Source organism: Streptomyces sp. NPDC048258 (assembly GCF_043201995.1).
Taxonomy (GTDB): domain Bacteria; phylum Actinomycetota; class Actinomycetes; order Streptomycetales; family Streptomycetaceae; genus Streptomyces.
This window is the reverse complement of sequence record NZ_JBICZH010000002.1, coordinates 609,441-635,789: the sequence shown is the minus strand read 5'-3', so window position 1 is coordinate 635,789 and position 26,349 is coordinate 609,441. Positions and strand designations below refer to the sequence as shown.

29 protein-coding genes and 1 riboswitch are annotated in these 26,349 nt (G+C 71.2%); of the genes, 5 read left to right on the top strand and 24 right to left on the bottom strand.

The window, feature by feature from the left end; genetic code table 11:
• Positions 1 to 37 precede the first annotated feature (37 nt).
• The 4 genes from ACGFYQ_RS07075 (at position 38) to ACGFYQ_RS07060 (ending at position 3,691) form a co-directional block, all read left to right on the top strand.
• Entirely contained in the window at positions 38 to 640 is a 603-nt protein-coding gene (locus ACGFYQ_RS07075; protein ID WP_393740746.1) for a hypothetical protein, read from the top strand.
• 146 nt (positions 641 to 786) lie between these two features.
• Positions 787 to 1,023: a ferredoxin gene (locus ACGFYQ_RS07070; protein WP_393740744.1), complete on the top strand. Its 237-nt coding sequence runs from the start codon at positions 787 to 789 to the stop codon at positions 1,021 to 1,023.
• Complete coding sequence (locus ACGFYQ_RS07065; RefSeq protein ID WP_393740742.1) at positions 1,013 to 2,407, top strand: NAD(P)/FAD-dependent oxidoreductase; 1,395 nt, start codon at positions 1,013 to 1,015, stop codon at positions 2,405 to 2,407. The genes ACGFYQ_RS07070 and ACGFYQ_RS07065 overlap by 11 nt, the downstream gene beginning before the upstream one ends.
• Positions 2,408 to 2,446: 39 nt before the next feature.
• Positions 2,447 to 3,691: a cytochrome P450 gene (locus ACGFYQ_RS07060; protein ID WP_393740740.1), complete on the top strand. Its 1,245-nt coding sequence runs from the start codon at positions 2,447 to 2,449 to the stop codon at positions 3,689 to 3,691.
• Between the two features lie 46 nt (positions 3,692 to 3,737).
• On the opposite strand, the gene ACGFYQ_RS07055 is transcribed toward ACGFYQ_RS07060, so the two are convergent.
• The 9 genes from ACGFYQ_RS07055 to rpsB form a co-directional block, all read right to left on the bottom strand.
• Complete coding sequence (locus ACGFYQ_RS07055; protein ID WP_393740738.1) at positions 3,738 to 4,772, bottom strand: ABC transporter ATP-binding protein; 1,035 nt, start codon at positions 4,770 to 4,772, stop codon at positions 3,738 to 3,740.
• Positions 4,772 to 6,388, bottom strand: coding sequence for an ABC transporter permease (locus tag ACGFYQ_RS07050; protein ID WP_393740944.1), 1,617 nt, complete (start codon positions 6,386 to 6,388; stop codon positions 4,772 to 4,774). Before ACGFYQ_RS07050 ends, ACGFYQ_RS07055 begins: the two co-directional genes overlap by 1 nt.
• A 95-nt stretch (positions 6,389 to 6,483) precedes the next feature.
• On the bottom strand, positions 6,484 to 7,584 hold the full coding sequence (locus ACGFYQ_RS07045) for a thiamine ABC transporter substrate binding subunit (protein ID WP_393740735.1): 1,101 nt from the start codon (positions 7,582 to 7,584) through the stop codon (positions 6,484 to 6,486).
• An 85-nt stretch (positions 7,585 to 7,669) separates the two neighbouring features.
• A riboswitch (TPP riboswitch) is annotated at positions 7,670 to 7,779 on the bottom strand.
• 74 nt (positions 7,780 to 7,853) lie between these two features.
• Entirely contained in the window at positions 7,854 to 8,966 is a 1,113-nt protein-coding gene (rlmN, locus tag ACGFYQ_RS07040) for a 23S rRNA (adenine(2503)-C(2))-methyltransferase RlmN (protein WP_393740733.1), read from the bottom strand.
• A gap of 93 nt (positions 8,967 to 9,059) precedes the next feature.
• Positions 9,060 to 10,136, bottom strand: coding sequence for a phosphatidate cytidylyltransferase (locus ACGFYQ_RS07035; RefSeq protein ID WP_393740731.1), 1,077 nt, complete (start codon positions 10,134 to 10,136; stop codon positions 9,060 to 9,062).
• Positions 10,136 to 10,693, bottom strand: a complete 558-nt coding sequence (gene frr, locus ACGFYQ_RS07030; RefSeq protein WP_030016386.1) for a ribosome recycling factor — start codon at positions 10,691 to 10,693, stop codon at positions 10,136 to 10,138. The genes ACGFYQ_RS07035 and frr overlap by 1 nt, the downstream gene beginning before the upstream one ends.
• An 85-nt stretch (positions 10,694 to 10,778) precedes the next feature.
• On the bottom strand, positions 10,779 to 11,558 hold the full coding sequence (gene pyrH, locus ACGFYQ_RS07025; RefSeq protein WP_073913371.1) for a UMP kinase: 780 nt from the start codon (positions 11,556 to 11,558) through the stop codon (positions 10,779 to 10,781).
• A gap of 162 nt (positions 11,559 to 11,720) precedes the next feature.
• Entirely contained in the window at positions 11,721 to 12,557 is an 837-nt protein-coding gene (gene tsf / locus ACGFYQ_RS07020) for a translation elongation factor Ts (protein WP_393740728.1), read from the bottom strand.
• A gap of 135 nt (positions 12,558 to 12,692) precedes the next feature.
• Entirely contained in the window at positions 12,693 to 13,604 is a 912-nt protein-coding gene (rpsB, locus tag ACGFYQ_RS07015) for a 30S ribosomal protein S2 (RefSeq protein ID WP_393740726.1), read from the bottom strand.
• A gap of 249 nt (positions 13,605 to 13,853) precedes the next feature.
• Between rpsB and ACGFYQ_RS07010 the strand changes: the two genes are divergently transcribed.
• Positions 13,854 to 14,342 carry a M23 family metallopeptidase gene (locus ACGFYQ_RS07010; protein WP_393740724.1) on the top strand — a complete coding sequence of 163 codons (489 nt, stop codon included), beginning with the start codon at positions 13,854 to 13,856 and terminating at the stop codon, positions 14,340 to 14,342.
• Positions 14,343 to 14,777: 435 nt separating this feature from the next.
• On the opposite strand, the gene ACGFYQ_RS07005 is transcribed toward ACGFYQ_RS07010, so the two are convergent.
• From ACGFYQ_RS07005 to ACGFYQ_RS06935, 15 genes are all read right to left on the bottom strand, one after another.
• A complete protein-coding gene (locus ACGFYQ_RS07005) occupies positions 14,778 to 15,335 on the bottom strand; it encodes a TetR/AcrR family transcriptional regulator (RefSeq protein WP_393740942.1) in 558 nt (185 codons plus the stop codon).
• Between the two features lie 52 nt (positions 15,336 to 15,387).
• The gene (whiG, locus tag ACGFYQ_RS07000) at positions 15,388 to 16,224 is read right to left on the bottom strand and encodes an RNA polymerase sigma factor WhiG (RefSeq protein ID WP_362394126.1); all 837 of its coding nucleotides are present in this window, start codon (positions 16,222 to 16,224) and stop codon (positions 15,388 to 15,390) included.
• Between the two features lie 209 nt (positions 16,225 to 16,433).
• Positions 16,434 to 17,657 (bottom strand): DNA-processing protein DprA, encoded by a 1,224-nt coding sequence (gene dprA / locus ACGFYQ_RS06995; protein WP_393740721.1) that lies wholly within the window; start codon positions 17,655 to 17,657, stop codon positions 16,434 to 16,436.
• Positions 17,654 to 19,285 carry a YifB family Mg chelatase-like AAA ATPase gene (locus ACGFYQ_RS06990; protein WP_393740716.1) on the bottom strand — a complete coding sequence of 544 codons (1,632 nt, stop codon included), beginning with the start codon at positions 19,283 to 19,285 and terminating at the stop codon, positions 17,654 to 17,656. Before ACGFYQ_RS06990 ends, dprA begins: the two co-directional genes overlap by 4 nt.
• Positions 19,285 to 19,656 carry a YraN family protein gene (locus ACGFYQ_RS06985; protein WP_393740714.1) on the bottom strand — a complete coding sequence of 124 codons (372 nt, stop codon included), beginning with the start codon at positions 19,654 to 19,656 and terminating at the stop codon, positions 19,285 to 19,287. Before ACGFYQ_RS06985 ends, ACGFYQ_RS06990 begins: the two co-directional genes overlap by 1 nt.
• 109 nt (positions 19,657 to 19,765) lie before the next feature.
• Positions 19,766 to 20,074, bottom strand: coding sequence for a DUF2469 domain-containing protein (locus ACGFYQ_RS06980; protein ID WP_005311352.1), 309 nt, complete (start codon positions 20,072 to 20,074; stop codon positions 19,766 to 19,768).
• A gap of 55 nt (positions 20,075 to 20,129) precedes the next feature.
• Positions 20,130 to 20,636, bottom strand: a complete 507-nt coding sequence (locus ACGFYQ_RS06975) for an NUDIX hydrolase (RefSeq protein ID WP_393740712.1) — start codon at positions 20,634 to 20,636, stop codon at positions 20,130 to 20,132.
• Positions 20,626 to 21,408: a signal peptidase I gene (gene lepB, locus ACGFYQ_RS06970; RefSeq protein ID WP_393740710.1), complete on the bottom strand. Its 783-nt coding sequence runs from the start codon at positions 21,406 to 21,408 to the stop codon at positions 20,626 to 20,628. The genes ACGFYQ_RS06975 and lepB (ACGFYQ_RS06970) overlap by 11 nt, the downstream gene beginning before the upstream one ends.
• Positions 21,409 to 21,452: 44 nt before the next feature.
• Positions 21,453 to 22,358 carry a signal peptidase I gene (gene lepB / locus ACGFYQ_RS06965; protein WP_393740708.1) on the bottom strand — a complete coding sequence of 302 codons (906 nt, stop codon included), beginning with the start codon at positions 22,356 to 22,358 and terminating at the stop codon, positions 21,453 to 21,455.
• A 104-nt stretch (positions 22,359 to 22,462) separates the two neighbouring features.
• Complete coding sequence (gene lepB, locus ACGFYQ_RS06960; RefSeq protein WP_393740706.1) at positions 22,463 to 23,356, bottom strand: signal peptidase I; 894 nt, start codon at positions 23,354 to 23,356, stop codon at positions 22,463 to 22,465.
• Complete coding sequence (lepB, locus tag ACGFYQ_RS06955) at positions 23,349 to 24,095, bottom strand: signal peptidase I (protein ID WP_393740704.1); 747 nt, start codon at positions 24,093 to 24,095, stop codon at positions 23,349 to 23,351. Before lepB (ACGFYQ_RS06955) ends, lepB (ACGFYQ_RS06960) begins: the two co-directional genes overlap by 8 nt.
• Before the next feature lie 44 nt (positions 24,096 to 24,139).
• Positions 24,140 to 24,490 (bottom strand): 50S ribosomal protein L19, encoded by a 351-nt coding sequence (gene rplS, locus ACGFYQ_RS06950; RefSeq protein WP_073911044.1) that lies wholly within the window; start codon positions 24,488 to 24,490, stop codon positions 24,140 to 24,142.
• 133 nt (positions 24,491 to 24,623) lie between these two features.
• Positions 24,624 to 25,445: a tRNA (guanosine(37)-N1)-methyltransferase TrmD gene (gene trmD, locus ACGFYQ_RS06945; protein WP_393740701.1), complete on the bottom strand. Its 822-nt coding sequence runs from the start codon at positions 25,443 to 25,445 to the stop codon at positions 24,624 to 24,626.
• Complete coding sequence (gene rimM, locus ACGFYQ_RS06940; RefSeq protein ID WP_393740699.1) at positions 25,445 to 26,014, bottom strand: ribosome maturation factor RimM; 570 nt, start codon at positions 26,012 to 26,014, stop codon at positions 25,445 to 25,447. The genes trmD and rimM overlap by 1 nt, the downstream gene beginning before the upstream one ends.
• A gap of 95 nt (positions 26,015 to 26,109) precedes the next feature.
• On the bottom strand, positions 26,110 to 26,349 hold the full coding sequence (locus ACGFYQ_RS06935) for an RNA-binding protein (protein ID WP_007266827.1): 240 nt from the start codon (positions 26,347 to 26,349) through the stop codon (positions 26,110 to 26,112).

The following is a 26,349-nucleotide window of genomic DNA, read 5'->3' as shown; positions in this document are numbered from 1 at the left end:
GCTGCCGCTTGCTGGACGGGGGAGAAAGCGAGGGTTCATGGAACCCACGGGTGAGCGGCTGCGGACCCCGCGAGCCGCAGGACTGGCCGGAATCGCCTTCGCGCTGCTCCTCGCGGCGGCGATCGTGCTGATGCGGATCGCCGTCCCGTCGGGGGACGCCGCCGACGCGGCCGTCGATCCGGACCGGCGCTGGGCGGTACGGGTGGCCCTGGAGATCGTGCCGTTCGCGGGGATCTTCTTCCTGTGGTTCATGGGCGCCTTGCGCGCCCACGCCGGCGAGGCCGAGGACCGGTTCGTCGCCACCGTCTTCCTCGGCAGCGGGTTCGTCTTCGTCGCCACCCTGTTCGTCGCCGCCGGCGCGGCGGGCACCGTGCTGGCGGAGGACACGCCCTCCGACTTCGGCCGCCACTACGCTTACACGGTCCTCGCGACCTACGCCATGCGGATGGCCGCCGTCTTCGTCTTCGCGACCTCGACGATCGGGCGGCGGCTCGGGGTCTTCCCCAAGCCGCTGGTCCTGCTGGGCACCGTCGCCGGGCTGGTCCTGATCGTCGTGGGGTCCGGTGTGCCCTGGTCCGAGCTGGTGTTCCCGGCCTGGGCTCTGATCATCAGCGTCCACATCCTGCGTACCCGGCCCTGACCTGCGGACCATCCGCCCGGCAGGCCGTCCCCGGATCCCGCGTGCATGCTGGATGAGGGAGGGACCGGGGAGGGGCAGGGGGCTCGGGAACGACGGGAATCACGGGGACCACGGGGATGATCGGGCCACGGAAGGGCTGATCTTTCATGAGGCTTGTCGTCGACCTCAATCGCTGCCAGGGATACGCGCAGTGCGCGTTCCTCGCTCCCGACGTGTTCGCCATGCACGGGGACGAGTCGCTGCTGTACGACCCGGAGGCGGACGAGGAGCAGCGCGAGAACGTCGCGCGCGCCGTCGCCGCCTGCCCGGTCCAGGCGATCCTCGTCGAATACGACGCGTCGGACGAGCCCGCACTCACCGCGGAGGTGCGCGGTGAACGGTGACGGAAGCCTGGAACGCCTCAAGCGCGACGGCCGCATCGTCGTCGTCGGCGCCTCCCTGGCCGGCTTGCGGGCGGCCGAGACCATGCGCGAGAAGGGCTTCACCGGTTCGCTCACGATGATCGGTGACGAACCGTACGAGCCGTACGACCGGCCCCCGCTGTCCAAGCAGGTCCTGCTGGGCAAGGCGACCGCGGACCGCACCCTGCTCCCCCGCCGCCGGGACATCGACGCGAAGTGGCGGCTCGGGGTCCCGGCCACCGGCCTGGACATGGCGGCCCGGCGGGTCAAGCTCGCCGACGGCGACGAGGTGGAGTACGACCGGCTGCTCATCGCCACCGGTGTACGGGCCCGGCCGTGGCCCAATGAGGAGGAGGGAGCGCTCGACGGCGTCTTCGTCCTGCGCACCCGCGACGACGGCGCGGCACTGGAACGCAGCCTCGCGGCCGGTCCCCGCCGGGTGCTGGTGATCGGAGCCGGCTTCACCGGGTCGGAGATCGCGTCCGCCTGCCGGGAGCGCGGCCTGCCCGTCACCGTCGCCGAGCGGGGCAACGCTCCGCTGGTCGGCGCGCTCGGCGGGGTCATCGGCGAGGTCGCGGCCGAGATGCACCGCGAGCATGGGGTGGACCTGCGTACCGGCGTGATGGTGACCGGGCTGGAGGGCGACCCCGCAGGGCGGGTCCGCGCCGCCCACCTCTCGGACGGCGCCACCGTCGAGGCCGACGTGGTGGTCGTCTCGCTCGGCGCGCAGCGCAACACCGAATGGCTCGCCGGATCCGGACTGGGTGCGGGACCACGGGGCATCGCCTGTGACGCGGGCTGCCGAGCCTTCAACATCTGGGGCATCGTCACCGACGACATCTATGTGGCGGGTGACGTGGCACGTTCCCCGCACGCGCTCTTCGGGTACCAGTTCCTGTCCCTGGAGCACTGGGGCAACGCCGTCGCCCAGGCCGAGACGGCGGCGCACAACATGCTCAGCGAAGGCATGGACCGCCGCCCCCACGTGTGGGTCCCGGCCTTCTGGTCCTCCCAGTTCGGCGTGAACATCAAGTCCGTCGGCGTCCCCCCGATGGGGACGGAGATCCTCATCACGCAGGGCTCGCGCGACGAGCGCAGGTTCGCTGCCGTGTACGGGTACCAGGGGCGCGTCATCGCCGCCGTCACCTTCGACCAGTGCCGCTGGCTGCCGTTCTACCAACACCTGATCGAGACGACCGAGCCGTTCCCGCCGTCGTTCACCACCGTGGACCGCAGGCCGGAGGGGCACAAGCCGATGCCCGCGGACTTCCCCGACCCGTCGGTGCCCACGCACGGCCCGACCATCACCCTCAGCGGCTACTCGCCGGCCGACCGGAAGATGACCTTCACCCCCGCGCGCCACTGACCCCACCGCGCCCTCCCCCGAGGACCACGAGGACCTGTCATGACACAAGCCATCCTGCGGGAGATCATCGACTACGCGAACCGTGCCGATCCGTATCCGCTGTACGAGGAGCTCCGCAAGACGCCGGTGGCCCACGACGGGGACGGGCCTTACGTCATCAGCACGTACTACGAGATCCTCAACCTCCTCCACGACCCGCGGATCAGTTCCGACCGCCGCAATCTGACGCCGACCTCGGGTGACCCGCTGGGCCAGACCGAGGAGGAGGAGACGACCCTGCCGCCGGCCTTCCTGAACCTCGACCCACCGGAGCACGACCGGCTGCGCCGGATGACGAACCGGCCGTTCGGGCCGCCGCACTCCCCGCACCGGGTCCACGGGATGCGCGGCGAGCTGGCGGGCATCGTCTCCGGGCTCATCGACGGCATCGTCGCCTCCGACGCGCTGGACCGGATCGACCTGGTCGACCAGTTCTCCTACCCCTTCCCGGTCTCGGTCATCTGCCGCCTGCTCGGTGTGCCGCCGGAGGACGAGCCGCGCTTCCACGTCTGGGCGGACACCCTCGCGGCCAGCCTGGACCCGGACCCGGACGCCGATCCCTCACAGCGCCACAAGGGCTCGCAGGACGTCCGGATGGAGCTCGGCATGTACCTGGCCGGGCTGATCGAGGAGCACCGCAAGAACCCCGGCGACGACATGCTGTCCCACCTGGCGACGGCGGACGGACCGGACGGCACGATGACGACGATGGAGATGCTCAGCACCGCGGCCCTCCTGCTGATCGCGGGCCACGAGACCACCGTCAACCTCATCACCAACGGGATGCTCACCCTGCTGCGCCACCCGGAGTTCCTCCAGCGGCTGCGCGAGGACCCGGGCCTGGCCGTCCCCATCGTCGAGGAACTGCTCCGCTACGAGCCGCCGGTGCAACTGCTGCCCCAGCGCAGCACGCTCGCCGAGATCGAGGTCGCCGGGGTCACCATCCCCAAGGGCGCGTCGCTCTGGCTGATCCTGGCGTCCGGGAACCGCGACCCCCAGCGCTTCGACCACCCGGACCGCTTCGACCCTGACCGCGGGGACATCCAGCACCTCGGCCTCGGCAGCGGGATCCACAGCTGCTTCGGAGCTCCGCTGGCCCGGCTGGAGGCTCAGCTGGCGCTGAGCGAGCTGGCCCGCAGGCTGGAGAACCCGCGGCTGCTGGAGGACCCGCCCCCGTACCGCCAGAACGCGGTCCTGCGCGGCCCGCGCCACCTGCCGATCGCCTGCGACGGGATCCGCCCCTAGTGCTGTGGCCGGCAAGGTTTGCCGGCCACAGCACTGGAAACGGCCCTCAAGACCCGGGGGCGTCCGCCGGGAGTACGACCACCTCCGCCGGGGCGAAGGTCACCGCGACCCGGTCCCCCACGGCCGGCGCTCCCGCCAGCCCGCACTCCGCCTCCAGCACCGGCCCCGACTCAGGCCGCAGCAGCAGCGCGACGTGCGTGCCCCGGAAGGTGCGCGAGAGCACCTCGCACCGCAGGCCGTCCGGGCCCAGCACGACCCCCGCCGGGCGGATCAGCAGCTGCCGCTCCCCCTCCGCCGCCCCCGCGGGGACGGGCACCTTCCCCCACGGGGTCCCCGCCACGCCGGCCGACACCACGGCCGGCACCACGTTCTCGAAACCCAGGAACCGCGCCACGAACTCCGACGCGGGCCGCTGCCACACCTCCAGCGGGGTACCGGCCTGCGCGATCCGCCCGTCCCGCATCACGACCACCCGGTCGGCCAGCGCGAAGGCCTCCCCCTGGTCGTGCGTGACGGCCAGCACGGTGGTCCCCAGCCGGGAGAACAGCCCCTGGAGCTCGACCACGAGGCGCTCCCGCAGCCCTCGGTCCAGCTGTCCCAGCGGTTCGTCCAGCATCAGCAGCCGCGGCGACGGGGCCAGCGCCCGGGCCAGCGCGACCCGCTGCTGCTCGCCGCCCGACAGGGAGGCCACCGCCCGCTTCCCGGCCCCGGGGAGCCCGACCAGCTCCAGCAGCTCCTCGACCCGGCCCTCGCGGGCGTCCTTCGAGGAGCCCCGTATCCGCAGCCCGAAGGCGACGTTTCCGCCGACGTCCCGGTGCGGGAAGAGCTGGTGGTCCTGGAACATCAGGCCGACGCCCCGCCGGTGCACGGGCACGGCCGCCTGGTCCGTTCCGCCCAGCAGCACCCGCCCCGCGGACACCGGCTGGAGACCTGCGACGACGCGCAGCAGGGTGGACTTGCCGCTCCCGCTCGGCCCCAGCACGCACACGATCTCGTGCTCGGCGACCTTCAGGTCCACGGAGTCCACGGCCGCCCGCTCACCGAAGCGGACCGACACCCCTTCCAACTGAAGCAGCGTCATCAGAACTCCCCGGAGGTCTTGTCGGGTCGCAGTCGCTCCAGCACCAGCAGGGACACCGCGCACACCAGCATCAGAATCGTGCTCAGGGCCATCGCCTGCCCGTAGTTCAGCTCACCGGCCCGCCCCAGCAGCCGCGCCACGGCCACCGGCAGCGTCGGCCGGTCCGGCCGTGCGATGAAGACGGTCGCGCCGAACTCCCCCAGCGAGACCGCGAAGGCGAACCCGGCCGCGATCAGCAGGGCCCGCCGCACCAGCGGCAGGTCCACCTCCCGCCACGCCCGCAGCGGGGAAGCGCCGAGCACGGCGGCCGCCTCGCGCAGCCGCGCGTCGACGGCGCGCAGGACCGGCAGCATGGTCCGTACGACGAAGGGCACGCCCACCAGCGCCTGCGCGAGCGGCACCAGGATCCACGAGGTCCGCAGATCCAGCGGCGGCTCGTCCAGGGTGATCAGGAAGCCGAAACCCACCGTCACGGCGGACACCCCGAGCGGCAGCATCAGCAGCGCGTCGAAGCCCCGTACGAAGCGACCCGCGCGCCGTGTCAGCGCGGCGGCCGCGAGCCCCCCGATGACCAGGGCGATGGCGGTGGCGGCGAGCGCGTACTGGAGCGAGTTCCAGATCGCCTCCAGCGGCGGCACCAGGAACGTGCCGCCACCGGCGCCCGCGTCCTGCAGCGCCCGGTAGAAGCCGAGGCCGTATCCGCCGGGAGCGTCGAAGGACCGCTCCACCAGGACCGCCAGCGGGGCCACGATCAGCAGGGCGACCGTCAGCAGGACCCCGCCCAGCAGGCCCCGCTGGGCCCAGCCGCGCGGCCGGTGCGCCGTGCGCCCCGGGTCCACGAGCCGCAGCGCGGTCTCCCGCCGGCGCACCGTCCGTGCGTGCACGGCGAGGACCCCGCCGATCGCCGCGAACTGCACCATCGTCAGCACGGCGGCCGTGGACAGGTCCAGGAGCTGCGCGGTCTGCCGGTAGACCTCGACCTCCAGGGTGGAGTACGAGGGCCCGCCCAGGATCTGTACGACGCCGAAGGAGCTGAAGGTGAACAGGAACACCATCAGCGAGGCGGCGCCCACCGCCGGGGCCAGCGCGGGCAGCGTCACCCGCCGCCAGGCGGCGAACCGTCCGGCGCCCAGCACACGGGCGGCCTCCTCCTGCCGCGGGTCCAGCTGCGCCCAGAGCCCGCCGACCGTCCGTACGACGACGGCGTAGTTGAAGAAGACGTGCGCGAGCAGGATCGCCCACACGGTGGTGTCCAGCCGGACGCCCCACAGCTCGTCCAGCAGACCGCCCCGGCCGACCAGCGCGAGGAACGCGGTGCCGACCACCACGGTCGGCAGCACGAAGGGGACGGTCACCACCGCCCGCAGCAGCTGCTTGCAGGGGAAGTCGAAGCGCGCGAAGACGTACGCGGCGGGAAGTGCGATCAGCAGCGTGAGCGCGGTGGACGCGAGCGCCTGCCAGGTGGTGAACCACAGCACGTCGGCGATGTCCGGCCGGGCGATCACCTCGCCGATCCGGCCGAACTGCCAGCCGTCGTCGGTCTTGAGCCCGCGCCCGACGATCGCGGCGACGGGATAGGCGAAGAACAGCCCGAAGAAGACGAGGGGTACGGCCATCAGGGCGAGCCGCACCGCGGTCGCCCGCCCGCCCTCGCGAGGGCCGGGGCCCGGTGCGGCGCCCCCCGGCGCCGCACCCGGCTCCTTGGTGCCGCTTACTTCACGACGAGCGAGGTCCATGCCTTGACCCACTGCTCACGGTTCTTGGCGATGGTCTCGGGAGCGACGCTCTCCGGCTTCTCGATCACCACACCGTGCTTCGTGAACAGCTCCGGCAGGGAAGCGTCCTTCGTCACCGGGTTCACGAACATCTGGAGGGGCATGTCCTCCTGGAACTTCTTGCTGATCAGGAAGTCCACGAGGGCCTTGCCGCCCTCCTCGTTCTTCGCGCCCTTCAGCAGACCCGCGAACTCGATCTGGCGGAAGCAGGTGCCGGTGGAGACGCCCGTCGGGGCCTCGGCCGGCTGCGGCTCGCCGTACAGCACCTCGACCGGCGGGCTGGAGGCGTAGGAGACGACCAGCGGCCGGTCGCCCTTGGCCTTCTTGCCGCCCGCGGAGCCGGAGAAGCGCTCGTTGTAGGCCTGCTCCCAGCCGTCGACGACCTCGACGCCGTTGGCCTTGAGCTTGCTCCAGTAGTCCTTCCAGCCCTCTTCGCCGTACTTGCCGACGGAGGCGAGCAGGAAGCCGAGGCCGGGCGAGGAGGTCGCGGCGTTCTCGGTGACCAGCAGGTTCTTGTACTCCGGCTTGACCAGGTCGTCCAGCGTCTGCGGCGGGGCGAGCTTCTTGTCCGCGAAGTACTGCTTGTCGTAGTTGACGCAGATGTCACCGGAGTCGATCGGCGTGACCCGGTGCTCCTTGTCGAGCACGTACTCCGGCTTCACGCCGGCCAGGCCCTTGGCCTCGTACGGCGTGAAGATGCCGTTGTCGAGGGCGCGCGAGAGCAGGGTGTTGTCCACGCCGAAGAAGACGTCGCCGCGCGGGGAGCCCTTGGTGAGGATCTCCTGGTTGAGCGCGGCACCCGCGTCCCCGGACTTCAGCACCTTGACGGTGTAGCCGCTCTGCTGCTCGAACTCCTTGAGGACCGGCTCGGACACGACGAAGGAGTCGTGGGAGACAAGCGTGACGGTCTTGGACTTGGGGGCGTCGCTCGCGCCCGCGGGCTTGTCCTTGGCGTCGCCGCCGCCGCAGGCGCTGAGCGCGGTGACGCCCAGCGCGGCCGCGAGCGCCGCGCCCGCGATCCTCTTGGTGGTGCTCACTGGTGAATTCCTCCTGGGATGTCCAGGAGAAGACGCGGCCCTGCCCGGCGCTCTGTGGGAGCGGACGCCGGGCAGGGCGCAACAGCTTGAGTGGTGACCGAACTTCCTACCCCGAATGACCGGGGCGAGGTTCAGAGGGTCTGCGGATGACGGATACCGCACTCTCAGCGCTGTGGCGCTCCCCTGTCGGAATATGAAATTGGTTCGGCCACAGGGTACCCCGTGGCCGATTGTGACCGGTCGTGGCCGGAAACCGACGCAGTCGGAACTCAGCGCTCCGAAGCGGCCAGCTGGCCGCACGCGCCGTCGATCTCCTGGCCGCGGGTGTCCCGTACGGTCACGGGCACGCCGTGCCGGGCGATCGCCTCCACGAAGGCCTTCTCGTCCTCGGGCCGCGAGGCGGTCCACTTGGATCCGGGCGTCGGGTTCAGCGGGATGAGGTTGACGTGGACACGCTTGCCCTTGAGCAGCTTGCCCAGCAGGTCACCACGCCAGGCCTGGTCGTTGATGTCGCGGATCAGGGCGTACTCGATGGAGATCCGGCGGCCGGACTTCTCGGCGTACTCCCAGGCGGCGCCGAGCACCTCGCGGACGTTCCAGCGGGTGTTCACGGGGACCAGGGTGTCGCGCAGCTCGTCGTCGGGGGCGTGCAGCGAGACCGCGAGGCGGCACTTGAAGCCCTCGTCGGCGAAGCGCAGCATGGCCGGGACCAGGCCGACGGTGGAGACGGTGATACCGCGCTGCGACAGGCCCAGGCCGTCGGGCTCCGGGTCGGTGAGCCGGCGGATGGCGCCGACCACGCGGTTGTAGTTGGCCAGCGGCTCGCCCATGCCCATGAAGACGATGTTCGACAGGCGCGCCGGGCCGCCGGGGACCTCGCCGTCGCGCAGCGCGCGCATGCCGTCGACGATCTGGTGCACGATCTCGGCGGTGGACAGGTTGCGGTCCAGACCCGCCTGGCCGGTGGCGCAGAACGGGCAGTTCATGCCGCAGCCGGCCTGCGAGGAGATGCACATGGTGACCCGGTCGGGGTAGCGCATCAGCACGGACTCGACGAGCGTGCCGTCGTGCAGCTTCCACAGGGTCTTGCGGGTGGTGTCGTTGTCGCACGAGATGTGCCGGAGGACGTTCATCAGGTCCGGGAGGAGCTCCTGCTGGAGCTTCTCGCGGGAGCCCGCGGGGATGTCGGTCCACTCGGCCGGGTCGTGCGCGTAGCGCGCGAAGTAGTGCTGCGAGAGCTGCTTGGCCCGGAACGGCTTCTCGCCGATCGCGGCGACCGCCTCACGGCGCTCGGCCGGGGTCATGTCGGCGAGGTGCCGGGGCGGCTTCTTGGCTCCGCGCGGGGCGACGAAGGTGAGCTCTCCCGGAACAGGGCGGGCCATGGCAGGTACTCCTTGTAAGACGAAAGGCGCGCCGCAGAAGCAGCGCGCCTTCCAAGAGTAACCGCCCGGCGTGTTACGACGCCTTTCCGCAGGTCAGCCCGTACCCACGAACGCGGCCAGCAGCAGCCACACCACCGGAGCCGTCGGCAGCAGCGAGTCGAGCCGGTCCATGATCCCGCCGTGTCCCGGCAGCAGGGTGCCCATGTCCTTGATGCCCAGGTCCCGCTTGATCATCGACTCGCCGAGGTCGCCCAGCGTGGCACTGACCGCGACCGCGAGGCCCAGCAGCAGGCCCTGCCACCAGGAGCCGCCGTCGATCAGGAACTCCATGCACAGCGCACCGGCCGCCATCGCGAAGGCCACCGCGCCGAACAGTCCCTCGCGGGTCTTTCCGGGGCTGATGCGCGGCGCGAGCTTGTTCTTGCCGAAGCGCCAGCCGACCGCGTAGGCCCCGGTGTCGCTGACCACGGTCAGGAGCAGGAAGGTGATCACCCGCTGCGGCCCGTCGTCGGCGGTGAGCAGCATGGCGACGAAGGTGGCCAGGAAGGGCACGTAGAACGCCGCGAAGGCACCCGCCGTGACGTCCTTGAGGTAGTCCTCGGGCGGCTCGGTCATCCGCCAGACGAGGACCGCCAGCACCGTCAGGGCCATCGCCACCCAGGCGCCCTCGGCACCGCGGACGTATCCGGCGATGACCATGGCCGCGCCGCCGATGGCGAGCGGCACCAGCGGGGCCTTGATGCCCTTCTTCTCCTGCAGCCGGGAGGTGAGCTCCCACAGGCCCACGACGACCGCCACGACGATGACGCCGACGAAGACCGCCTTGACGATCAGCAGCGAGGCGAAGATGACCGCGCCGAGGCCGACGCCGACCCCTATGGCGGCACGCAGGTCCCGCCCCGCGCGCTTCTTCGGCGGCGGTGGCGAGGAGTCCTGCGGCTGCGGGGCATGCGGGGGCGGGGGGCTGGGCATGGGCTCCTGCGGCGGCGTCTCGGCGCGGAAGAGGAGGCCGCCGTCCGGGGCGGCCCCCCGATCGCGTGCTTCCCGGTCGTCGAAGTCACGGCCGGCGGCATCGGGCACGATGGGCATGGGCCGAGTGTGCGGGCCCACCTGCGCATCGTATGCGGGACCCGCCGGAACGGGCTCCGGCTGCCAGGAAGAGTCGTTCATCAGACTTCGAGGAGCTCGGCTTCCTTGTGCTTGAGCAGCTCGTCCACCTGCGCGACGTACTTCGCGGTGGTGTCGTCGAGCTCCTTCTCCGCGCGGCGCACCTCGTCCTCGCCGGCCTCCTTGTCCTTGACGAGCTTGTCAAGGGCGTCCTTCGCCTTGCGGCGGACGGCGCGCAGGGAGATCTTGGAGTCCTCGGCCTTGGTGCGCGCGACCTTGATGTACTCCTTGCGGCGGTCCTGCGTCAGCTCGGGGAAGGTCACCCGGATGATGCTGCCGTCGTTGCTCGGGTTGACGCCGAGGTCGGAGTCGCGGATGGCCTGCTCGATGTTGCGCAGGGCGCTCTTGTCGAACGGGGTCACGATCGCCATGCGCGGCTCGGGCACCGAGAAGGACGCGAGCTGGTTGATGGGCGTGATGGCGCCGTAGTACTCCGCCACGATCTTGTTGAACATCGCCGGGTGCGCACGACCGGTGCGAATCGCGGCGAAGTCTTCCTTGGCGACGACGACGGCCTTTTCCATCTTCTCCTCGGCCTCGAGGAGGATCTCTTCGGTCACCACGTGCTCCTGCATGTCTTGAATGGATGGTTCAGGCGGGCGGGGCGGGCGGGGCCGGGCCGGGCTCGGTCCGGCGACGGACTGCTCAGGCCCGGGTTCCCTGGTCGCTGACGAGCGTGCCGATCTTCTCACCCTTGACGGCGCGCGCGATATTGCCCTCGGCGAGCAGCTCGAAGACGAGGATCGGCAGCTTGTTGTCGCGGCACAGCGTGATGGCGGTCGCGTCCGCGACCTTGAGGTCGCGGGAGAGGACCTCTCCGTACTCCAGCGCGTCGAACTTCACCGCGTCCGGGTTCTTCTTCGGGTCGGAGTCGTAGACCCCGTCGACACCGTTCTTGCCCATGAGCAGGGCCTCGGCGTCGATCTCCAGGGCGCGCTGGGCGGCCGTGGTGTCGGTGGAGAAGTAGGGCATGCCCATGCCGGCGCCGAAGATGACGACGCGGCCCTTCTCCAGGTGCCGCACGGCACGCAGCGGGATGTACGGCTCCGCGACCTGGCCCATGGTGATGGCGGTCTGCACGCGGGAGTCGATGCCTTCCTTCTCCAGGAAGTCCTGGAGGGCGAGGCAGTTCATGACCGTGCCGAGCATGCCCATGTAGTCGGACCGGGCCCGGTCCATGCCGCGCTGCTGGAGTTCGGCGCCACGGAAGAAGTTTCCGCCGCCGATCACGACGGCGATCTCCGCGCCGTCACGGACCACCGCGGCGATCTCGCGCGCGATGGCGTGGACGACGTCGGGGTCGACGCCCAGTCCTCTGCCACCCGAGAAGGCCTCGCCCGACAGCTTCAGCATGAAGCGGCGGCCCTTCTTGTCCTGGTCGCTCTTGTCGTCGGATGCGGTGTGGGGGTCCACGCCCTGATTCATGGAGATCTCCTCGTGCACATACGAAGAAGGCCATTGCCGGTGGGTCCTCGCGGTTCCCTCTGCGGCAATGGCCTCCTCGTCAGATCTGCGGTCGTCCTGCGCAAGCGCGGACGACTGCCTCAGACCCTACCGGGGTCCGGTGTCCGTCGCGTACGGACGGACTCAGATGCCGACCTTGATGCGGCTGAAGCGCTTCAGGGTGACACCGGCCTCGTCCAGAACCTTCTGGACGGACTTCTTGTTGTCCAGCGCGTACGCCTGGCCCAGCAGTGTGGCGTCCTTGAAGAAGCCGTTGATGCGACCCTCGACGATCTTCGGCAGGGCGGCCTCGGGCTTGCCCTCCGCGCGGGTGACCTCTTCGGCGATGCGACGCTCGGACTCGACCTTCTCGGCCGGAACGTCTTCCTTGGAGAGCCACTGCGGGGCGAACGCGGCGATGTGCTGCGCGATGCCGCGGGCGACCTCGGCGTTCTCCTTGTCGAGCTCGACGAGGACACCGATCTGGAACGGCAGGTCGGGCATCGTGCGGTGCATGTACGACGCGACGTAAGCGCCGGAGAACTGCGCGAAGCGGTCCAGGACGATCTTCTCGCCGAGGTTGGCGTTCGCCTCGTCCACGAAGGCCGTGACGGTCTTGCCGGGCTCGATCTCGGACGCGAGCAGCGCCTCGATGTCGGCCGGGGAGCTGGCGGCGACGTGCGCGGCCAGCTGGTTGGCGACGGCCAGGAACTTCTCGCCCTTGGCGACGAAGTCGGTCTCGCACTTCAGCTCGACGAGGACACCGGAGGTGTTGTCGTCGGCGATCAGGGAGACGACGGCACCGTTCTCGGCAGAACGGCCCTCGCGCTTGGCGACGCCCTTCTGACCCTTGATACGGAGGGCCTCCTGGGCCTTCTCGACGTCGCCGTCAGCCTCGACCAGCGCGTTCTTGCAGTCCAGCATGCCGGCGCCGGTGAGCTCGCGGAGCTTCTTGACGTCAGCGGCGGTGTAGTTCGCCATGAGTCTGTGATTCTCTCTCGAAGTCGTAGATCTACGGGTGAACGGCGGAGGCGCCGCGCTTTTGGCGCGGCTCCCCCGCCGTCATCGTCCGTGCTGCGAGTGCCCGGCGCGTGAACGCCGGGCGCTCTCAGTGGGTCAGGCCTGCTCGGCGTCGGCGGCCGGGGCCTCGACAGCCTCGGCGGCCGGGGCCTCGACAGCCTCGGCGGCCGGGGCCTCGGCGACCTCGGCAGCGGCCTCGGCCGGAGCGGCCTCGGCGTCGTCAGCCTTCTTGTCGCCCTCGAGCAGGTCGCGCTCCCACTCGGCGAGCGGCTCGGCGGCGGCCTTCTCGCCCGGCTTCGAGTCGCCGGTCGCGGCGCCGGAGCGGGCGATGAGGCCCTCGGCGACGGCGTCGGCGATCACGCGGGTGAGCAGGGTGACGGAGCGGATCGCGTCGTCGTTGCCCGGGATCTTGTAGTCGACCTCGTCGGGGTCACAGTTGGTGTCGAGGATCGCGACGACCGGGATGTGGAGCTTGCGCGCCTCACCGACGGCGATGTGCTCCTTCTTGGTGTCGACGATCCAGACGGCGCTGGGGACCTTCGACATCTCGCGGATACCACCGAGGGTCTTCTCCAGCTTGGTCTTCTCGCGGGAGAGGACCAGGAGCTCCTTCTTGGTGAGACCCGAGGCGGCGACGTCCTCGAAGTCGATCGCCTCAAGCTCCTTCAGACGCTGAAGGCGCTTGTAGACGGTGGAGAAGTTGGTGAGCATGCCACCCAGCCACCGCTGGTTGACGTACGGCATACCAACGCGCGTCGCCTGCTCGGCGATGGCCTCCTGGGCCTGCTTCTTGGTACCGACGAACATGATGGAGCCACCGTGCGCGACGGTCTCCTTCACGAACTCGTAGGCGCGGTCGATGTACGACAGCGACTGCAGCAGGTCGATGATGTAGATGCCGTTGCGCTCCGTGAAGATGAAGCGCTTCATCTTCGGGTTCCAACGGCGGGTCTGGTGACCGAAGTGGACGCCGCTTTCCAGCAGCTCCCGCATCGTGACGACGGCCATGGCCATCTCCTTGGTTTCTCGGTTTGGTTCCTGACGCCCCGACGCGCCCTGCCCCCATGAGGGACCGAGAGACGCTTTCACCTGGCCGTTTCCGGCTGATGCTGGGGCGTGCGAAGTCGACCCGGTGACCCGGATCGCCACAAGAAGTGTACGGGACCCGGCGGTATGCCGGGTGACGCCGTTGTCCACATCCGCCGGTCCGTCCACAGGGCGGCGCGCGCGACGGCCTGGCGCGGGACCCTTCGGGCCATGACGACACTGCTGCTCAGCCTGCTGCTGACCCTGGCCCAGGCGGCCGTCCCCGGGGTCCGGCCCCTGCCCGCACCGCTCTCGGTGGCCCGCTGGTGGGACCCGCCCCCGACCCCGTACGCGGCCGGCCACCGCGGAGTGGACCTGTCCGCGCCGGTGGGCGCGGAGCTCCGCGCGGTCGCCGCCGGCCGGGTCCACTACGCGGGCCCGGTCGCCGGCCGCGGGGTCCTCTCGATCGCCCTGCCGAACGGCCTGCGCACGACGTACGAGCCGGTCCGCCCGCTGGTCTCGGAGGGCGATCAGGTCACGGCGGGCCAGGTGGTGGCGATCCTGACGGAGGGCTCCCACTGCCCGACCCCGTGCCTGCACTGGGGCCTACTGGCGGGCGAGTCCTACCTCAACCCCCTCACCCTGCTCCCCCACCCCACTCCCCGCCTCCTGCCGGCCTACCCACCCAGCCCAGCCGACGCACGAGGCGCGGGGCCCTAGACGGAGCCCCGATCCTTCAGCCCCGCCGGCGTTCGAGGCGCGGGCGCCCGGGGCGGGGCCCGATCTTTCAGCCTCGCCTCGCCGGCGCTTGAGGCGACGCGGGGTCCGGGGCTGAACCCCGACCTTTCAGCCCCGCCGGCATTCGAGGTGCGGGCGCCCGGGGGCGGAGCCCCAACTTTCAGCCTCGCCGGTCTTCGAGGCGCGGGGTCCAGGGCGGACCCCCGACCTTTCAGCCCCGCCGGCATTCGAGGCGCGGGCGCCCGGCGGCCGATCCCCAACTTTCAGCCTGGCCGGTCTTCGAGGCGCGGGGTCCGGGGCGGCGCCCCGATCTTTCAGCCTCGCCGGCGTTTGAGGCGCGGGGTCCGGGGCGGCGCCCCGATCTTTCAGCCTCGCCGGCGTTTGAGGCGCGGGGTCCGGGGCGGCGCCCCAGGGACCTCAGCCCCGGACGCCCCGCAGGGCCATGGCGACGGCCGTCTCCGTCACGACCTCCGGATCCTCGGCCGCGCCGAGCTCGATCCGCCGGACAGCGGCATCCACGACTCCCTGGAGCAGCATCGCCGCAAGACGCGGTTCGGCCTGCCCCAAAGAACTCAGCGCCTCGACGATCATCGCCACCAGCCCCCCGTGCGCAGCACGGATCTTCTCCCGCGCCCCGGCGTCCAGCTCGCTCGCGGAGATCGCCACGACCGCCCGGTGCCGCCGGTCCCCGACCAGCGCCAGCTGGCTCCGCACATAGGCCTCGATCTTCGCCTCCGGCGACTCGGCCTGCTGCATCGCGGCCTCGATCTCGGCGGCCCAGACGGGGAAGTCCACCGCGCACAGCTCTTCGACCACGGCCGCGCGGGAGCGGAAGTACTCGTACACGGAGGACCGGGCGAGCCCGGTCCGCTCCGCAAGGGCGGGGAAGGTCAGCGCTTCCGTCCCGCCTTCGGACAACAGGGAACGCGCGGCGTCCAAGAGGGCGCCACGCTGCATCGACCGGTGCTCGGCCACGGAGGCCGCTCGAATCCTGGGCACGACTCCACTCTACGGAGGTGCCGCAAGCTCACCGCCCCACATCCGCGAGCTTCGCCCGCAGTTGCAGCACGGACTTGGTGTGGATCTGGCTGACCCGGCTCTCGGTGACGCCCAGCACGTTGCCGATCTCGGCCAGCGTGAGCCCCTCGTAGTAGTAGAGGGTGACCACCGTCTTCTCCCGTTCGGGCAGGGTGTTGATGGCCCGCGCCAGCAGGCGCCGCAACTCCCGGTCCTCCGCCACCGCAACCGGGTTGTCGGCGGCGGTGTCCTCCAGTGTGTCCATCAGCGAGAGGCGGTCGCCGCCCTCCCCGCCGACGTGCAGCAGCTCCTCCAGCGCGACCACGTTGGCCAGGGACAACTGGCTGAAGACCGTGTGGAGATCCTCCACGCCGATCCCCATCTCCCCGGCGACCTCGCTCTCCGTCGGGGTGCGCCGCAGCTGCGCCTCCAGCGTGGCGTAGGCCCGCTCCACGGCCCGCGCCTTCTGCCGCACCGAGCGCGGAATCCAGTCCAGCGCCCGCAGTTCGTCGATCATCGCGCCGCGGATCCGGGTGATCGCGTACGTCTCGAACTTGATCGACCGGTCGATGTCGAACTTCTCGATGGCGTCGATCAGCCCGAAGACCCCGGAGGAGACGAAGTCGGCCTGTTCCACATTGGGCGGCAGGCCCACGCTGACGCGGCCCGCCACGTACTTGACCAGCGGCGAGTAGTGCAGGATCAGCTGCTCCCGCAGCCGCTCGTCACCGGTCTCCTTGTACGAGCGCCAGAGCACCTCCAGGGACGAGGGCGCGGTGGACCGCACGCTGCCACGGGCAGCGGGGGGCACCGCAGCGCGGTCGGACCCTGAGGTGTGCTGGGGCATGCTTCGCCTTTGCCGGAGCGGGATTCCTTGGGAGCGTAGCGTGACGGGAGTGTCGCGGTGCGCGAAGAGTACGGGATCGCGCGGGGGCGCAGGAGCGACCCGGCTCGCGCGGGCGACCCGGGACCGGCGCCTGGCGCACGGTCCCGGCGACTGCCACCGGGAGGACCGCGTCTCTCATCGGTTTCACTCTTTCACCGGAACGCTCCAGGTCAACGACCGCCTCGCCGGGTGGTTCCGGTTTGTATGCCTCCTTCAGGTGTTCGTGCGCTCAACTTCCAGCCGTCGCCCTGCCGTTCGACGAACCCCAGAGAGTGAAGTTCGTACAGTCTGCCGATGACTTCATCGGAGCCGTTGCCGGAGGCAAGTGCCACTTCGTCCACGTGAACTGGGCGTCCGGCCGGGAGCGCTTCGAGGACTCGGGCCGTGTCCGGGTCCAGCAGGTCCCTGGCGAGCACGGGGCCGCGCCGCTCGGGGGCCAGCTCGCCGATGGAGCCGACCAGTTCCGCCACCTCCGCCGCGTCGCTGACGAGCACGGCCTCGCCCCGCAGCAGTTCGTGCACCCCGGCCGAGAGCCCGCTGGTGGCGGGACCGGGGATGCCTATCGTGAACCTCCCGAGCTCCTGGGCCCGCCGGGCGGTGACCAGGGACCCGCTGCGGTGGGCGGCCTCCACCACCACCGTGCCGCGGGTGAGGGCGGCGATGACCCGGTTGCGCAGGACGAACCGGCTGGGGGTCGGGTGGCTCCCGGGCGGCAGCTCACCCAGGACCAGCCCCTGGCCGGCGATCCGGCCGAGGAGCCCGGCGTGTCCGCGGGGATAGGCGACATCCACCCCGCAGGCCAGCACCGCCGCCGTGGCACCGCCCGAGGCGAGGGCCCCGCGGTGGGCGGCGCCGTCGATGCCGTACGCGGCCCCCGAGACCACGACCCAGCCGCGCTCGGCGAGCCCGGCGGCCAGGGTCTGGGCCATGTGCGCGCCGTACGGGGTGCAGGCCCGGGCCCCGACCACGGCAACCGAGCGCAGCGCCCAGGTCCGCAGGTTCGGCCGGCCCCGCAGCCACAGGCCGACGGGCCGGGCGTCGCCGAGGTCGTCGAGCTGCGTCGGCCACTCCGCCGATCCGGGGCACACGAACCGGCCCCCCGACGCGGCGGCCAGCTCCAGGTCCCGGCGCGGGTCGGCCAGCGCCGCCCGCCTTCGGTACCCGGCGAGCCGCTCCGCCCCCACCCCGGCCGGGACGCCCACCTCCGCCTCGGGCCCGGTCAGCATCCGCATCAGCCCCACGGCCCCGTACTCCCGCAACCACCGCCCGCCCCGCTCGTCCCCGGGCTCCAACACCCGCGTCAACGCCGCCCTCGCCAGGCGTTGGCGATCCTCGTCCCCGGGCCCTGGCCCGGGGACGGTCTCGGACCGGGCGCCGGCCTCGGCCCCGGTCATGAGCCGGCCCCCGCCGCCAGCGTCGCCCCACGGGCGATTCCGGTCCGCAGCTCCAGGGCGACGGCCACGTCGAGTGCCTCGGGCCGGTCCCGCCCCCGCAGGTCGGCGACGGTCCAGGCGACCCTCAGCACCCGGTCCAGCCCCCGGGCGGTGAGCAGTCCGCGTTCCAAATCCCGCTCGGCCTGTGCCAGTGCCCCGGGGCCCGCCTGCCATCGTGTGCGCAGCTCCTGCCCGGGCACTTCCGAGTTGAGCCGCCACGGGGTGTCGGCAAGCCGGGCGGCAGCGCGATCCCTGGCTTCGCGAACGCGGTCGGCGACCACCGCGGTGGATTCCCCTCGGCCGCCCTGCCCCAGCAGGTCGGAACGGGTCACGGGCTCGACCTCCACTCTGAGGTCCACCCGGTCGAGCAGCGGCCCGGACAGCCGTGCCTGATAGCGCCGGATCACCGAGGGCGGACACTCGCAGCCGGCTCCGAGCAGGGTGTGGCGTCCGCACGGACAGGGATTCGCCGCGAGCACCATCAGAAATCTGGCGGGCAGCCGCACCACGCCCGCGGCGCGGGCGATGACCACGTGCCCCGATTCGAGGGGCTGCCGCAGCGCGTCCAGTGCCCGGCCGTGGAACTCAGCGGCCTCATCGAGGAACAGCACGCCCCGGTGCGCCAGGGAGACTGCCCCCGGCCTGGGAATCCCGTTCCCGCCTCCCACCAAGGACTGCATGGTCGCCGAATGGTGCGGCGCGCAGTAGGGCGCTCTGGCGACGAGTGGCTCTCCGGGCGGCAGGATTCCCGCTACCGAGTGGACGGCCGTGACCTCCAAGGATTCCTGCCGTGTGAGCGGCGGCAGGAGCCAGGGCAGTCGCTCCGCGAGCATGGTCTTGCCCGCTCCGGGAGGCCCGTTGAGGAAGAGGTGATGGCTCCCGGCGGCCGCCACCTCCAGGGCACGGCGTGCATGGTGCTGCCCGGCCACGTCGGCGAGGTCGGGAAAGTCCGAGTCCCGCCGGCCGTGGCGGCCTGCGGACAGGCCCGTGCCCAGGCCCGCGCCCGGGAGGACCAGGCCGGCCAGTATCGGATCCGGGCGGCCCGGCGGGTCCGGGGGATCCTCCTCGGGGACCACCCCGTCGGTCAGGACCGCGATGAGCTGGCGCAGGCTGCGCACCCCGAGCACCGAGACGTCCGGCACGAGCGTGGCCTCGGCGGCGCACTGCTGCGGCACCACCACCTGCCGGTATCCGGCCTCGGCCGCGGCGAGCACCGCCGGCAGGATCCCCCGGACCGGCCGCACCCGGCCGTCCAGCCCCAGCTCCCCGATGAGCACGAGGTCGGCGATCGCACCCGGGTCGACCACCTCCGCGGCGCCCAGCACGGCGGCCGCGACGGCCAGATCGAAGCCGGCTCCCGACTTCGGTACGGAGGCCGGGCTGAGCCCGACCGTGAGCTTCTTCTGCGGCCATGCCGCGCCCGAGTTGACCACGGCGGCGCGCACCCGGTCCCGGCTCTCCACCAGGGTCTTGTCCGGCAGTCCCACCAAGGTGAAGGCCGCGACCCCGGGCTCCAGGTCGGCCTGGACCTCCACCACCACGCCGTCGACACCCGCCAGGGCCACCGAACAGGCGCGGGCGAACCCCATCAGGCCACCCCCCTGACGTGCTCCACCACGGGCGCACCGCGCCGCGGCAGCAGGACTCCGACGAGGTCGATGCGCACCCCGCCCGGGGGTGGTCCGCCGTGGTCGGCGAGCCAGCGCCCGGCGAGCGTCCGTAAGCGCTCGGCCTTGCCGGCCCGCACGGCGGCCATGGGATGCTCGAAGTCTCCCGCCCGGCGGGTCTTCACCTCGCACACGACGAGGGCGTCACCGTCCCGGGCGACGATGTCGATCTCCCCGCCGCGGCACCGCCAGTTCCGCGCGATCACGGTCATCCCGGCCTCGGTCAGCCGCCTCGCCGCGAGCTCCTCGCCGTACCGCCCCAATGCCTGCTGTGCCACGCCCTTCGCGTTCATCCGGCACCACCTCCGGTACCGACGATCCCGCGCCCCCGCCCACCCTGTGGATCTTGGTGGACAACTCCGCCGTTGTGGATAACCCGGTCACTCGTACGACGGAGGAAACTCAGCTGCCCGGCAGTTCGAGGTCGCTCTTGTTGAGCTCCTCGATGTTCACGTCCTTGAAGGTCAGCACCCGCACCTGCTTGACGAACCGGGCCGGCCGGTACATGTCCCAGACCCAGGCGTCCGCCATGGAGACCTCGAAGAAGACCTCCCCCTGGACCGAGTGCACCTGCATCTCGTAGTCGTTGGTGAGGTAGAAACGACGTTCGGTCTCGATCACATACTTGAACAGCCCGACGACGTCGCGGTACTCCCGATAGAGCTTCAGCTCCATCTCGGTCTCGTACTTTTCGAGGTCCTCGGCACTCATGGCATGTTCCCCTTCAGCCGTGCGTCCCCCTATTGTGCGCCAGGCCCATGCGCCCCTAAACGATTTCCGGGGCCAGGACCACCGGCGCACCCGGAGGACCGTCGTCGAGCAGCGTCCGGAGCAGCTCGGCGAGTCTGGTCGGGTACACCGTCTCATGGGCCGCGAGAAGTTCCTCGGAGGTCCACCACCTGGCTCCGGTGACGCTGCGCCGCTCCAGCTCGGTGAGGCCGCCCATCTCGGTCGCCGTCTGGGCGGTACGGGCCAGGAAGTACCACTCGTCCTGCTCCCAGCGGCGCCCGTCGAAGGGGAACGAGCAGTACCGGCGCCACAGGACGGGCCCCAATTCCACCTGTGTGATCCCCGTCTCCTCCGCCAGCTCCCGCAGCGCGGCGTGCTCCCGGGTCTCGTCGCCCTCCAGCCCGCCGCCCGGGGTGAACCACCAGTCGTCCGCGGGGTTCGCCGGTTCGAAGCCGTGCAGCAGCAGGATCCGGTCCGCCGGGTCCAGCAGGATCACCCGCGACACCTTCCGGGGGCCGGGCGCCGCGGCCGCCTCAGCGGGCACCAGCCCGCTCCCGCCGCCGCCCGCGCCCGAGAACCCGTACGAGCGGCCCGTACGCGGCCCCCAGGACCACCAGGGCGGCCCCCACCGCCACCGCCGCCAGCTGGAGCCGCAGCGGCCCCGGCCGGGAGACACCGCCGGGCAGCCCGGCATAGGTCGACGGCCGCTCCAGCATCTTCATGGAAGGCCAGGCCAGCGCGTCGACGCGGGCACTGACGGTCGAGCGGGGCACGGTGCCCTGTCCGGCCTCCTGGAGATGGGCCCGGGAGTCCAGGGAGGCGGCCCGGCGGTCGCCCAGCAGGAAGAGGTTGCCCTCCGGCACCGTCACCTCGAAGGGGGTGCCGGGGGCCGGGGCCTGCCCGGGTGGTGTGGGAAGCCCCGAGTCGGGCTTGGTGGCGTCGATGTACGGCTCGTCCAGCGCCGTGCCGTTCACGGTCAGCTCACCGCCGGCGCCGCAGCACTTCACGGTGTCGCCGCCGATGCCGACGACCCGCTTGACCATGGGCGAATCGCTCCACATGGAATCAGTAAAGATGACCACGTCCCCACGGCGCACCTCACCGCCGTCGATGCGCTGCGCCAGCACCCGGTCCCCCGGCACCACGGTGGGCATCATCGAGTCGGTGGGCACGGTGTAGGGCTGGTAGACGAGCGCCCCCCACACGAAACCGCCGAGGAAGAGCGCAAAACCGATGGCCACGGCGATGCCCGACAGCACGCTGCCGAGACCACCGTGGCCATCCTTGCCACTGCGTATTGCTTGTGTTCCGCCCATTGCAGCGCCCCCACACCTCGGAGATCGTCGACCTGGGCGGCACCCTACCCGGCGGTACGCCCGCTGGTCAGCCTCCGCCGGCGCCACATGACGAGCGGCACAGCGCCGGTGAGCCCCAGCGCGGCGGGGCCGAGCCCGACCGGTGCCAGCCCGGAGGCACCGAGGCCGAGCGCGGTGGCCTTGGTCTGGTTGCCGATGCCCGGCTGGTCGAAGGTGTCCGGGATCGGCAGGGTGGACCAGCGGTTGATCGGCCACGCGACCACCACGGCCCGTCCGACGACCTTGTCGACCGGCACGAAGCCCTGGGTGGAGTCCTGCATGTGGTAGCGGGAGTCCTGGGAGTTCTGCCGGTGGTCGCCCATCACCCAGATCTTGCCCTTGGGCACGGTGATCGGGCCGAACGGGGCGTCGTCGCAGGGGGTGTTGCCGGGGTAGATGTACGGCTCGTCGAGCGCCTTGCCGTTGACGACGACCGGTCCCCCCTTCTTGCACTCGACCGTGTCCCCGCCGATGGCGATGGTCCGCTTGATCAGGTCCTTCTCGGCGGCGTCCGGCATCAGGCCGATCTTGCTGAGGATCTGCTGGGCGAGGTTCGGCTCCGGGGTGGGCTCTCCGGACAGCCAGTTCGCCGGATCGTGGAAGACGACGACCTCGCCCCGCTCGGGCTCGGAGCCGAACCAGGGAGTCAGCTTGTCCACGAGCACCCGGTCCCCGCGCTGCAGGGTGTCCTGCATGGAATCGGACGGGATCGAGAACGCCTGCACCAGGAAGGTCTTGATCAGCAGGGCCAGCAGCAGTGCGATACCGATCAGGAGCGGAAGCTCCTTCCAGAACGAGCGGTGCGGGCGCGCCGCGGTACCGCCGTCCTCGGCCTCGCCCTCGACAGCGTCGTCCGGCCGCTCCTCGCCCTCGTCGCGTCCGGAACGTGCGCCTACCGCCACATCCCCCACATCCACTCCCTCACTCGGATTCGCCGCCCGCTCCGGATCGGACACGGGCCCTCCCCTCCCTTAACGAGCGGGAGTTCCCTAAGGCGCGGGAGACCCAGGACACACTATGCGAACGACGTGCCCCGACGGCGCCGACGACGCCCGCGTGCCTCGCGTCGCGCCTGATCGGGCACCGTCCGGAAGGTCGCGGGCGTCTCCAGCCGGCGCCAGTGTCCGAACGGCCAGGCGATCACCACGGCCTCGCCCACGACCCCGTTCTCGTCGATGGTGCCGTCGAAGGCCTCGTCGAGGTGGTAGCGGGAGTCGGCCGAGTTCGCCCGGTGGTCGCCCATCACGAAGAGCCGGCCCGCCGGCACCCGCACCTCGAAGCGGATGTCCGAGGGCGCGTTGCCCGCGTTCACGTACGGCTCATCGAGCGGCGAGCCGTTGACGGTGACCCGGCCCCTGGCGTCGCAGCACATGACGGTGTCCCCGCCGACGCCGATGACGCGCTTGATCAGGTCCTGCTCGTCGGCCGAGGGCAGCAGTCCGATGAAGGTGAGGGCCTGCTTGATCTGCTTGACACCGACCGGGTCCGGAGCGGGCCTGGCGGCCTCGCCCTTGAGCCAGCCGCCGGGGTCCTTGAACACGACGACGTCGCCGCGCTCGACCTTGGAGCCGAACCACGGGGTCAGCTTGTCCACCAGCACCCGGTCGCCGATCTGGATGGTCTGTTCCATCGAGCCCGACGGGATGAAGAAGGCCTGCACCAGGAAGGTCTTGAGGACCAGGGCGATGCACAGCGCCACGGCCACCAGCAGGGGCAGCTCACCGGCCCGGCGCGTACGGCGGCGCCGACGCACCCGGCGGGCCAGCCTGCGCCGCTCGGCCCGGCCGCCCGGTACCACCGGGACGGGTTCCGGCTCCGGCTCGGGCTCGGGTTCCGGCTCGGGCTCCCACTCGGATTCCCAGTCGGGTACGCGCCCCCGTCTGCCGCGCGGCCGCCCGCGGCTACCCATGCCCGCCCCCGGCCGTGCCCCAGCGCGAGACGGGCCAGCCGATCCACGCGGCCCGCCCGATCACCTTGTCCACCGGCACCATCCCCCCGCCCGGTTCTCCCAGGTGGTCCCTCGAGTCCCGGGACTGGGAACGGTGGTCACCCATCACCCACAGGGTCCCAAGGGGTACGACGATCCGGAAGGGCACCTTCGAGGGCGCGTCACCCGGGTACAGGTACGGCTCCTCCAGCGGGACGCCGTTGACCTCGATGCGCCCGCCCGCGTCGCAGCACACCACGTCGTCGCCGCCGACGCCCACGACCCGCTTGACGAAGTCGGTGTCGGACGGCTCCGCGAGCCCGAGCGCCGAGGCCACGCCGTGCAGTGCCTCGCCGACCGGGTGGCCCGCGGGGCGTTCCCGTACGAAGGACCCGGTGCCGTCGAAGACCACCAGGTCCCCACGGCGCGGCTGATCGCCGAAGCGGTACGCCAGCTTGTCGACCAGCACCCGGTCACCGACTTCGAGCGTCGGCTCCATCGAGCGGCTCGGAATCAGGAAGGGCTGGACCACGAAGTTGCTGAGCAGCAGCAGGAAGACGGTGCAGACCACGCCGAGCACTCCGGCCCGCCGCCATGTCAGCCGCGGAAACCATGTCCGCCCCTCCCGCGACCGCGACGTCGAAAACGCAAAACGCGACCGCTCCTCCCCCTCGTCGGGGGAAGAGTGGCCGCGCTGCGTGTGAGGTGCTTCGGTGTCCATCGGGGGCGAGCCTATCCGGCCGCCCCGGGACCCCGGAGGGGACCTCAGTTGTCGCGCTTCTCCTTGATCTTCGCGGCCTTGCCGCGGAGCTCACGGAGGTAGTACAGCTTGGCGCGGCGCACGTCACCGCGGGTGACGAGCTCGATCTTCTCGAAGATCGGGGAGTGGACCGGGAAGGTACGCTCCACGCCGACGCTGAAGGAGACCTTGCGAACGGTGAAGGTCTCGGACACACCGGCGCCCTGGCGGCGGATGACGACACCCTTGAACTGCTGGATACGGGAGCGGTTGCCCTCGATCACGCGGACGTGCACGTTGATCGTGTCACCCGGGCGGAAGGCCGGGACGTCCGAGCGGAGCGCGGCGGCGTTGACGCCATCGAGCAGGTGAGACATGTTCTTCGTCTGCTTTCTTCGCATGACGCCACAGGTCGCCGATGCGGGTTTCCGTAGAGAATTCGGGAGCCGTGGGACTCGGCGGACGACGGTCCCCCTGTGGCAGGGGCGTCCACGAGCACACAGCAGCCGCCTATTCTTCCACGGCTTGGGGCCTGCGCCAAAATCGGCCGTCGGGGGACGGCTTCCAGCCCAGGATGGAGAGGATCTCCCGGTCCTTCTTGTCGAAGGCGGAGGCCTCGCAGCGCTCGATCAGGTCGGGGCGGTTCCGCGCGGTCCGGCGGAAGGCCTCGTCCCGGCGCCAGCGGGCGATCTTCCCGTGGTGACCGCTGAGCAGCACCTCCGGGATGCCCCGGCCGCGCCACTCGGGGGGCTTCGTGTAGACGGGCCCCTCCAGCAGGTTGGCCATCTCGCCGGGGGCGAAGGAGTCGTCGCGGTGCGACTCGGCGTTGCCGAGCACCCCGGGCAGCAGCCGGGCCACTGCCTCGGTGACGACCAGTACGGCCGCCTCGCCGCCCGCCAGGACGTAGTCGCCGATGGAGACCTCGTACACCGGCATGCGCGTGGCGTACTCGTCCATGACGCGGCGGTCGATGCCCTCGTACCGGGCCGGCGTGAAGATCAGCCAGGGCCGCTCGGAGAGCTCGACGGCCAGTTCCTGGGTGAAGGGCCGGCCGCTGGGGGTGGGGACGACCATGACGGGCCCGTGCGCGCCCGCCTCGTAGCCGTCCGCCAGCGCCGCGTCCAGGGCCTCGCCCCACGGCTCGGTCTTCATGACCATGCCGGGGCCGCCGCCGTACGGGGTGTCGTCGACCGTGTTGTGCCGGTCGTACGTCCAGTCCCGCAGGTCGTGGACGTGTACGTCGAGCTGGCCGCGGGCGCGGGCCTTGCCGACGAGGGAGACGTTCAGCGGCTCCAGGTATTCGGGGAAGATCGTGACGACGTCGAGACGCATCAGGCTTCTTCCCCGGAGCCCTGGGAGTCCTCGTCCCGGGTCGAGTCGATGATCGCTTCGCGCTCGTCGATCAGCCCGGGCGGCGGGGTGATGACACAGCGCTGCTCCTCCAGGTCGATCTCGGCGACGATCTCCTCGACGAAGGGGATCATCACCTCGGAGCCGTCCGGCCGCTCGACGATGAAGAGGTCCTGCGAGGGCAGGTGCGAGATCTCGGTGATCCGGCCGATCTCGGTGCCGTCGGCGAGGACCACGTCCAGGTCCATCAGCTGGTGGTCGTAGTACTCGTCGGGCTCCTCCGGCAGCTCCGCCGGGTCCACGTCCGCGATCAGCAGGATGTTGCGCAGTGCCTCGGCACCGGTGCGGTCCTTGACGCCCTCGAAGCGGAGGAGCAGCCTCCCGCTGTGCACCCGGCCCGTCTCGATGGTCAGCGGTCCCGCCGACGCGGGTTCCGTCCGGAGTACGGCACCGGGGCTGAGCCGCAGCTCCGGCTCGTCCGTCCGCACCTCGACGGTGACCTCACCCTTGATCCCGTGGGCGCGGCCGATCCGCGCGACTACCAGCTCCACTGTGTGTCTCTCCTGTTCAGACGACGACGGGCCGGGGCGGGCACGTATGCCCTCCCCGGCCCGTGCCGGTGATCACTCTTGCAATGGACCCGGTCTCAGCGGACCTGGTCCACGTCGACGAGGTCGACGCGGATTCCCCGGCCGCCGATGGCGCCCACGACGGTACGCAGAGCACGCGCGGTGCGGCCGTTGCGGCCGATCACCTTGCCGAGGTCGTCGGGGTGGACCCGGACCTCGAGCACCTGCCCGCGGCGCAGGTTGCGCGAGGCGACCTGCACGTCGTCGGGGTTGTCCACAATGCCCTTCACGAGGTGCTCAAGAGCCTCCTCGAGCAT

Coding starts and splice junctions, on each gene's coding strand:
- ACGFYQ_RS07070 (WP_393740744.1), top strand. CDS start 787: ATGAGGCTTGTCGTCGACCTCAATCGCTGCCAGGGATACGCGCAGTGC.
- ACGFYQ_RS07050 (WP_393740944.1), bottom strand. CDS start 6,388: ATGGCCGTACCCCTCGTCTTCTTCGGGCTGTTCTTCGCCTATCCCGTC.
- dprA (WP_393740721.1), bottom strand. CDS start 17,657: ATGACCGGGGCCGAGGCCGGCGCCCGGTCCGAGACCGTCCCCGGGCCA.
- whiG (WP_362394126.1), bottom strand. CDS start 16,224: ATGCCCCAGCACACCTCAGGGTCCGACCGCGCTGCGGTGCCCCCCGCT.
- lepB (WP_393740710.1), bottom strand. CDS start 21,408: ATGGGCGGAACACAAGCAATACGCAGTGGCAAGGATGGCCACGGTGGT.
- trmD (WP_393740701.1), bottom strand. CDS start 25,445: ATGCGTCTCGACGTCGTCACGATCTTCCCCGAATACCTGGAGCCGCTG.
- ACGFYQ_RS07010 (WP_393740724.1), top strand. CDS start 13,854: ATGACGACACTGCTGCTCAGCCTGCTGCTGACCCTGGCCCAGGCGGCC.
- ACGFYQ_RS07075 (WP_393740746.1), top strand. CDS start 38: ATGGAACCCACGGGTGAGCGGCTGCGGACCCCGCGAGCCGCAGGACTG.
- lepB (WP_393740704.1), bottom strand. CDS start 24,095: ATGGACACCGAAGCACCTCACACGCAGCGCGGCCACTCTTCCCCCGAC.
- rlmN (WP_393740733.1), bottom strand. CDS start 8,966: ATGGCCCGCCCTGTTCCGGGAGAGCTCACCTTCGTCGCCCCGCGCGGA.
- ACGFYQ_RS06935 (WP_007266827.1), bottom strand. CDS start 26,349: ATGCTCGAGGAGGCTCTTGAGCACCTCGTGAAGGGCATTGTGGACAAC.
- ACGFYQ_RS07055 (WP_393740738.1), bottom strand. CDS start 4,772: ATGACGCTGCTTCAGTTGGAAGGGGTGTCGGTCCGCTTCGGTGAGCGG.
- rpsB (WP_393740726.1), bottom strand. CDS start 13,604: ATGGCCGTCGTCACGATGCGGGAGCTGCTGGAAAGCGGCGTCCACTTC.
- ACGFYQ_RS07060 (WP_393740740.1), top strand. CDS start 2,447: ATGACACAAGCCATCCTGCGGGAGATCATCGACTACGCGAACCGTGCC.
- ACGFYQ_RS06990 (WP_393740716.1), bottom strand. CDS start 19,285: ATGGGGTTCGCCCGCGCCTGTTCGGTGGCCCTGGCGGGTGTCGACGGC.
- ACGFYQ_RS06980 (WP_005311352.1), bottom strand. CDS start 20,074: ATGAGTGCCGAGGACCTCGAAAAGTACGAGACCGAGATGGAGCTGAAG.
- ACGFYQ_RS06985 (WP_393740714.1), bottom strand. CDS start 19,656: ATGAACGCGAAGGGCGTGGCACAGCAGGCATTGGGGCGGTACGGCGAG.
- tsf (WP_393740728.1), bottom strand. CDS start 12,557: ATGGCGAACTACACCGCCGCTGACGTCAAGAAGCTCCGCGAGCTCACC.
- ACGFYQ_RS07035 (WP_393740731.1), bottom strand. CDS start 10,136: ATGAACGACTCTTCCTGGCAGCCGGAGCCCGTTCCGGCGGGTCCCGCA.
- rplS (WP_073911044.1), bottom strand. CDS start 24,490: ATGTCTCACCTGCTCGATGGCGTCAACGCCGCCGCGCTCCGCTCGGAC.
- lepB (WP_393740706.1), bottom strand. CDS start 23,356: ATGGGTAGCCGCGGGCGGCCGCGCGGCAGACGGGGGCGCGTACCCGAC.
- pyrH (WP_073913371.1), bottom strand. CDS start 11,558: ATGAATCAGGGCGTGGACCCCCACACCGCATCCGACGACAAGAGCGAC.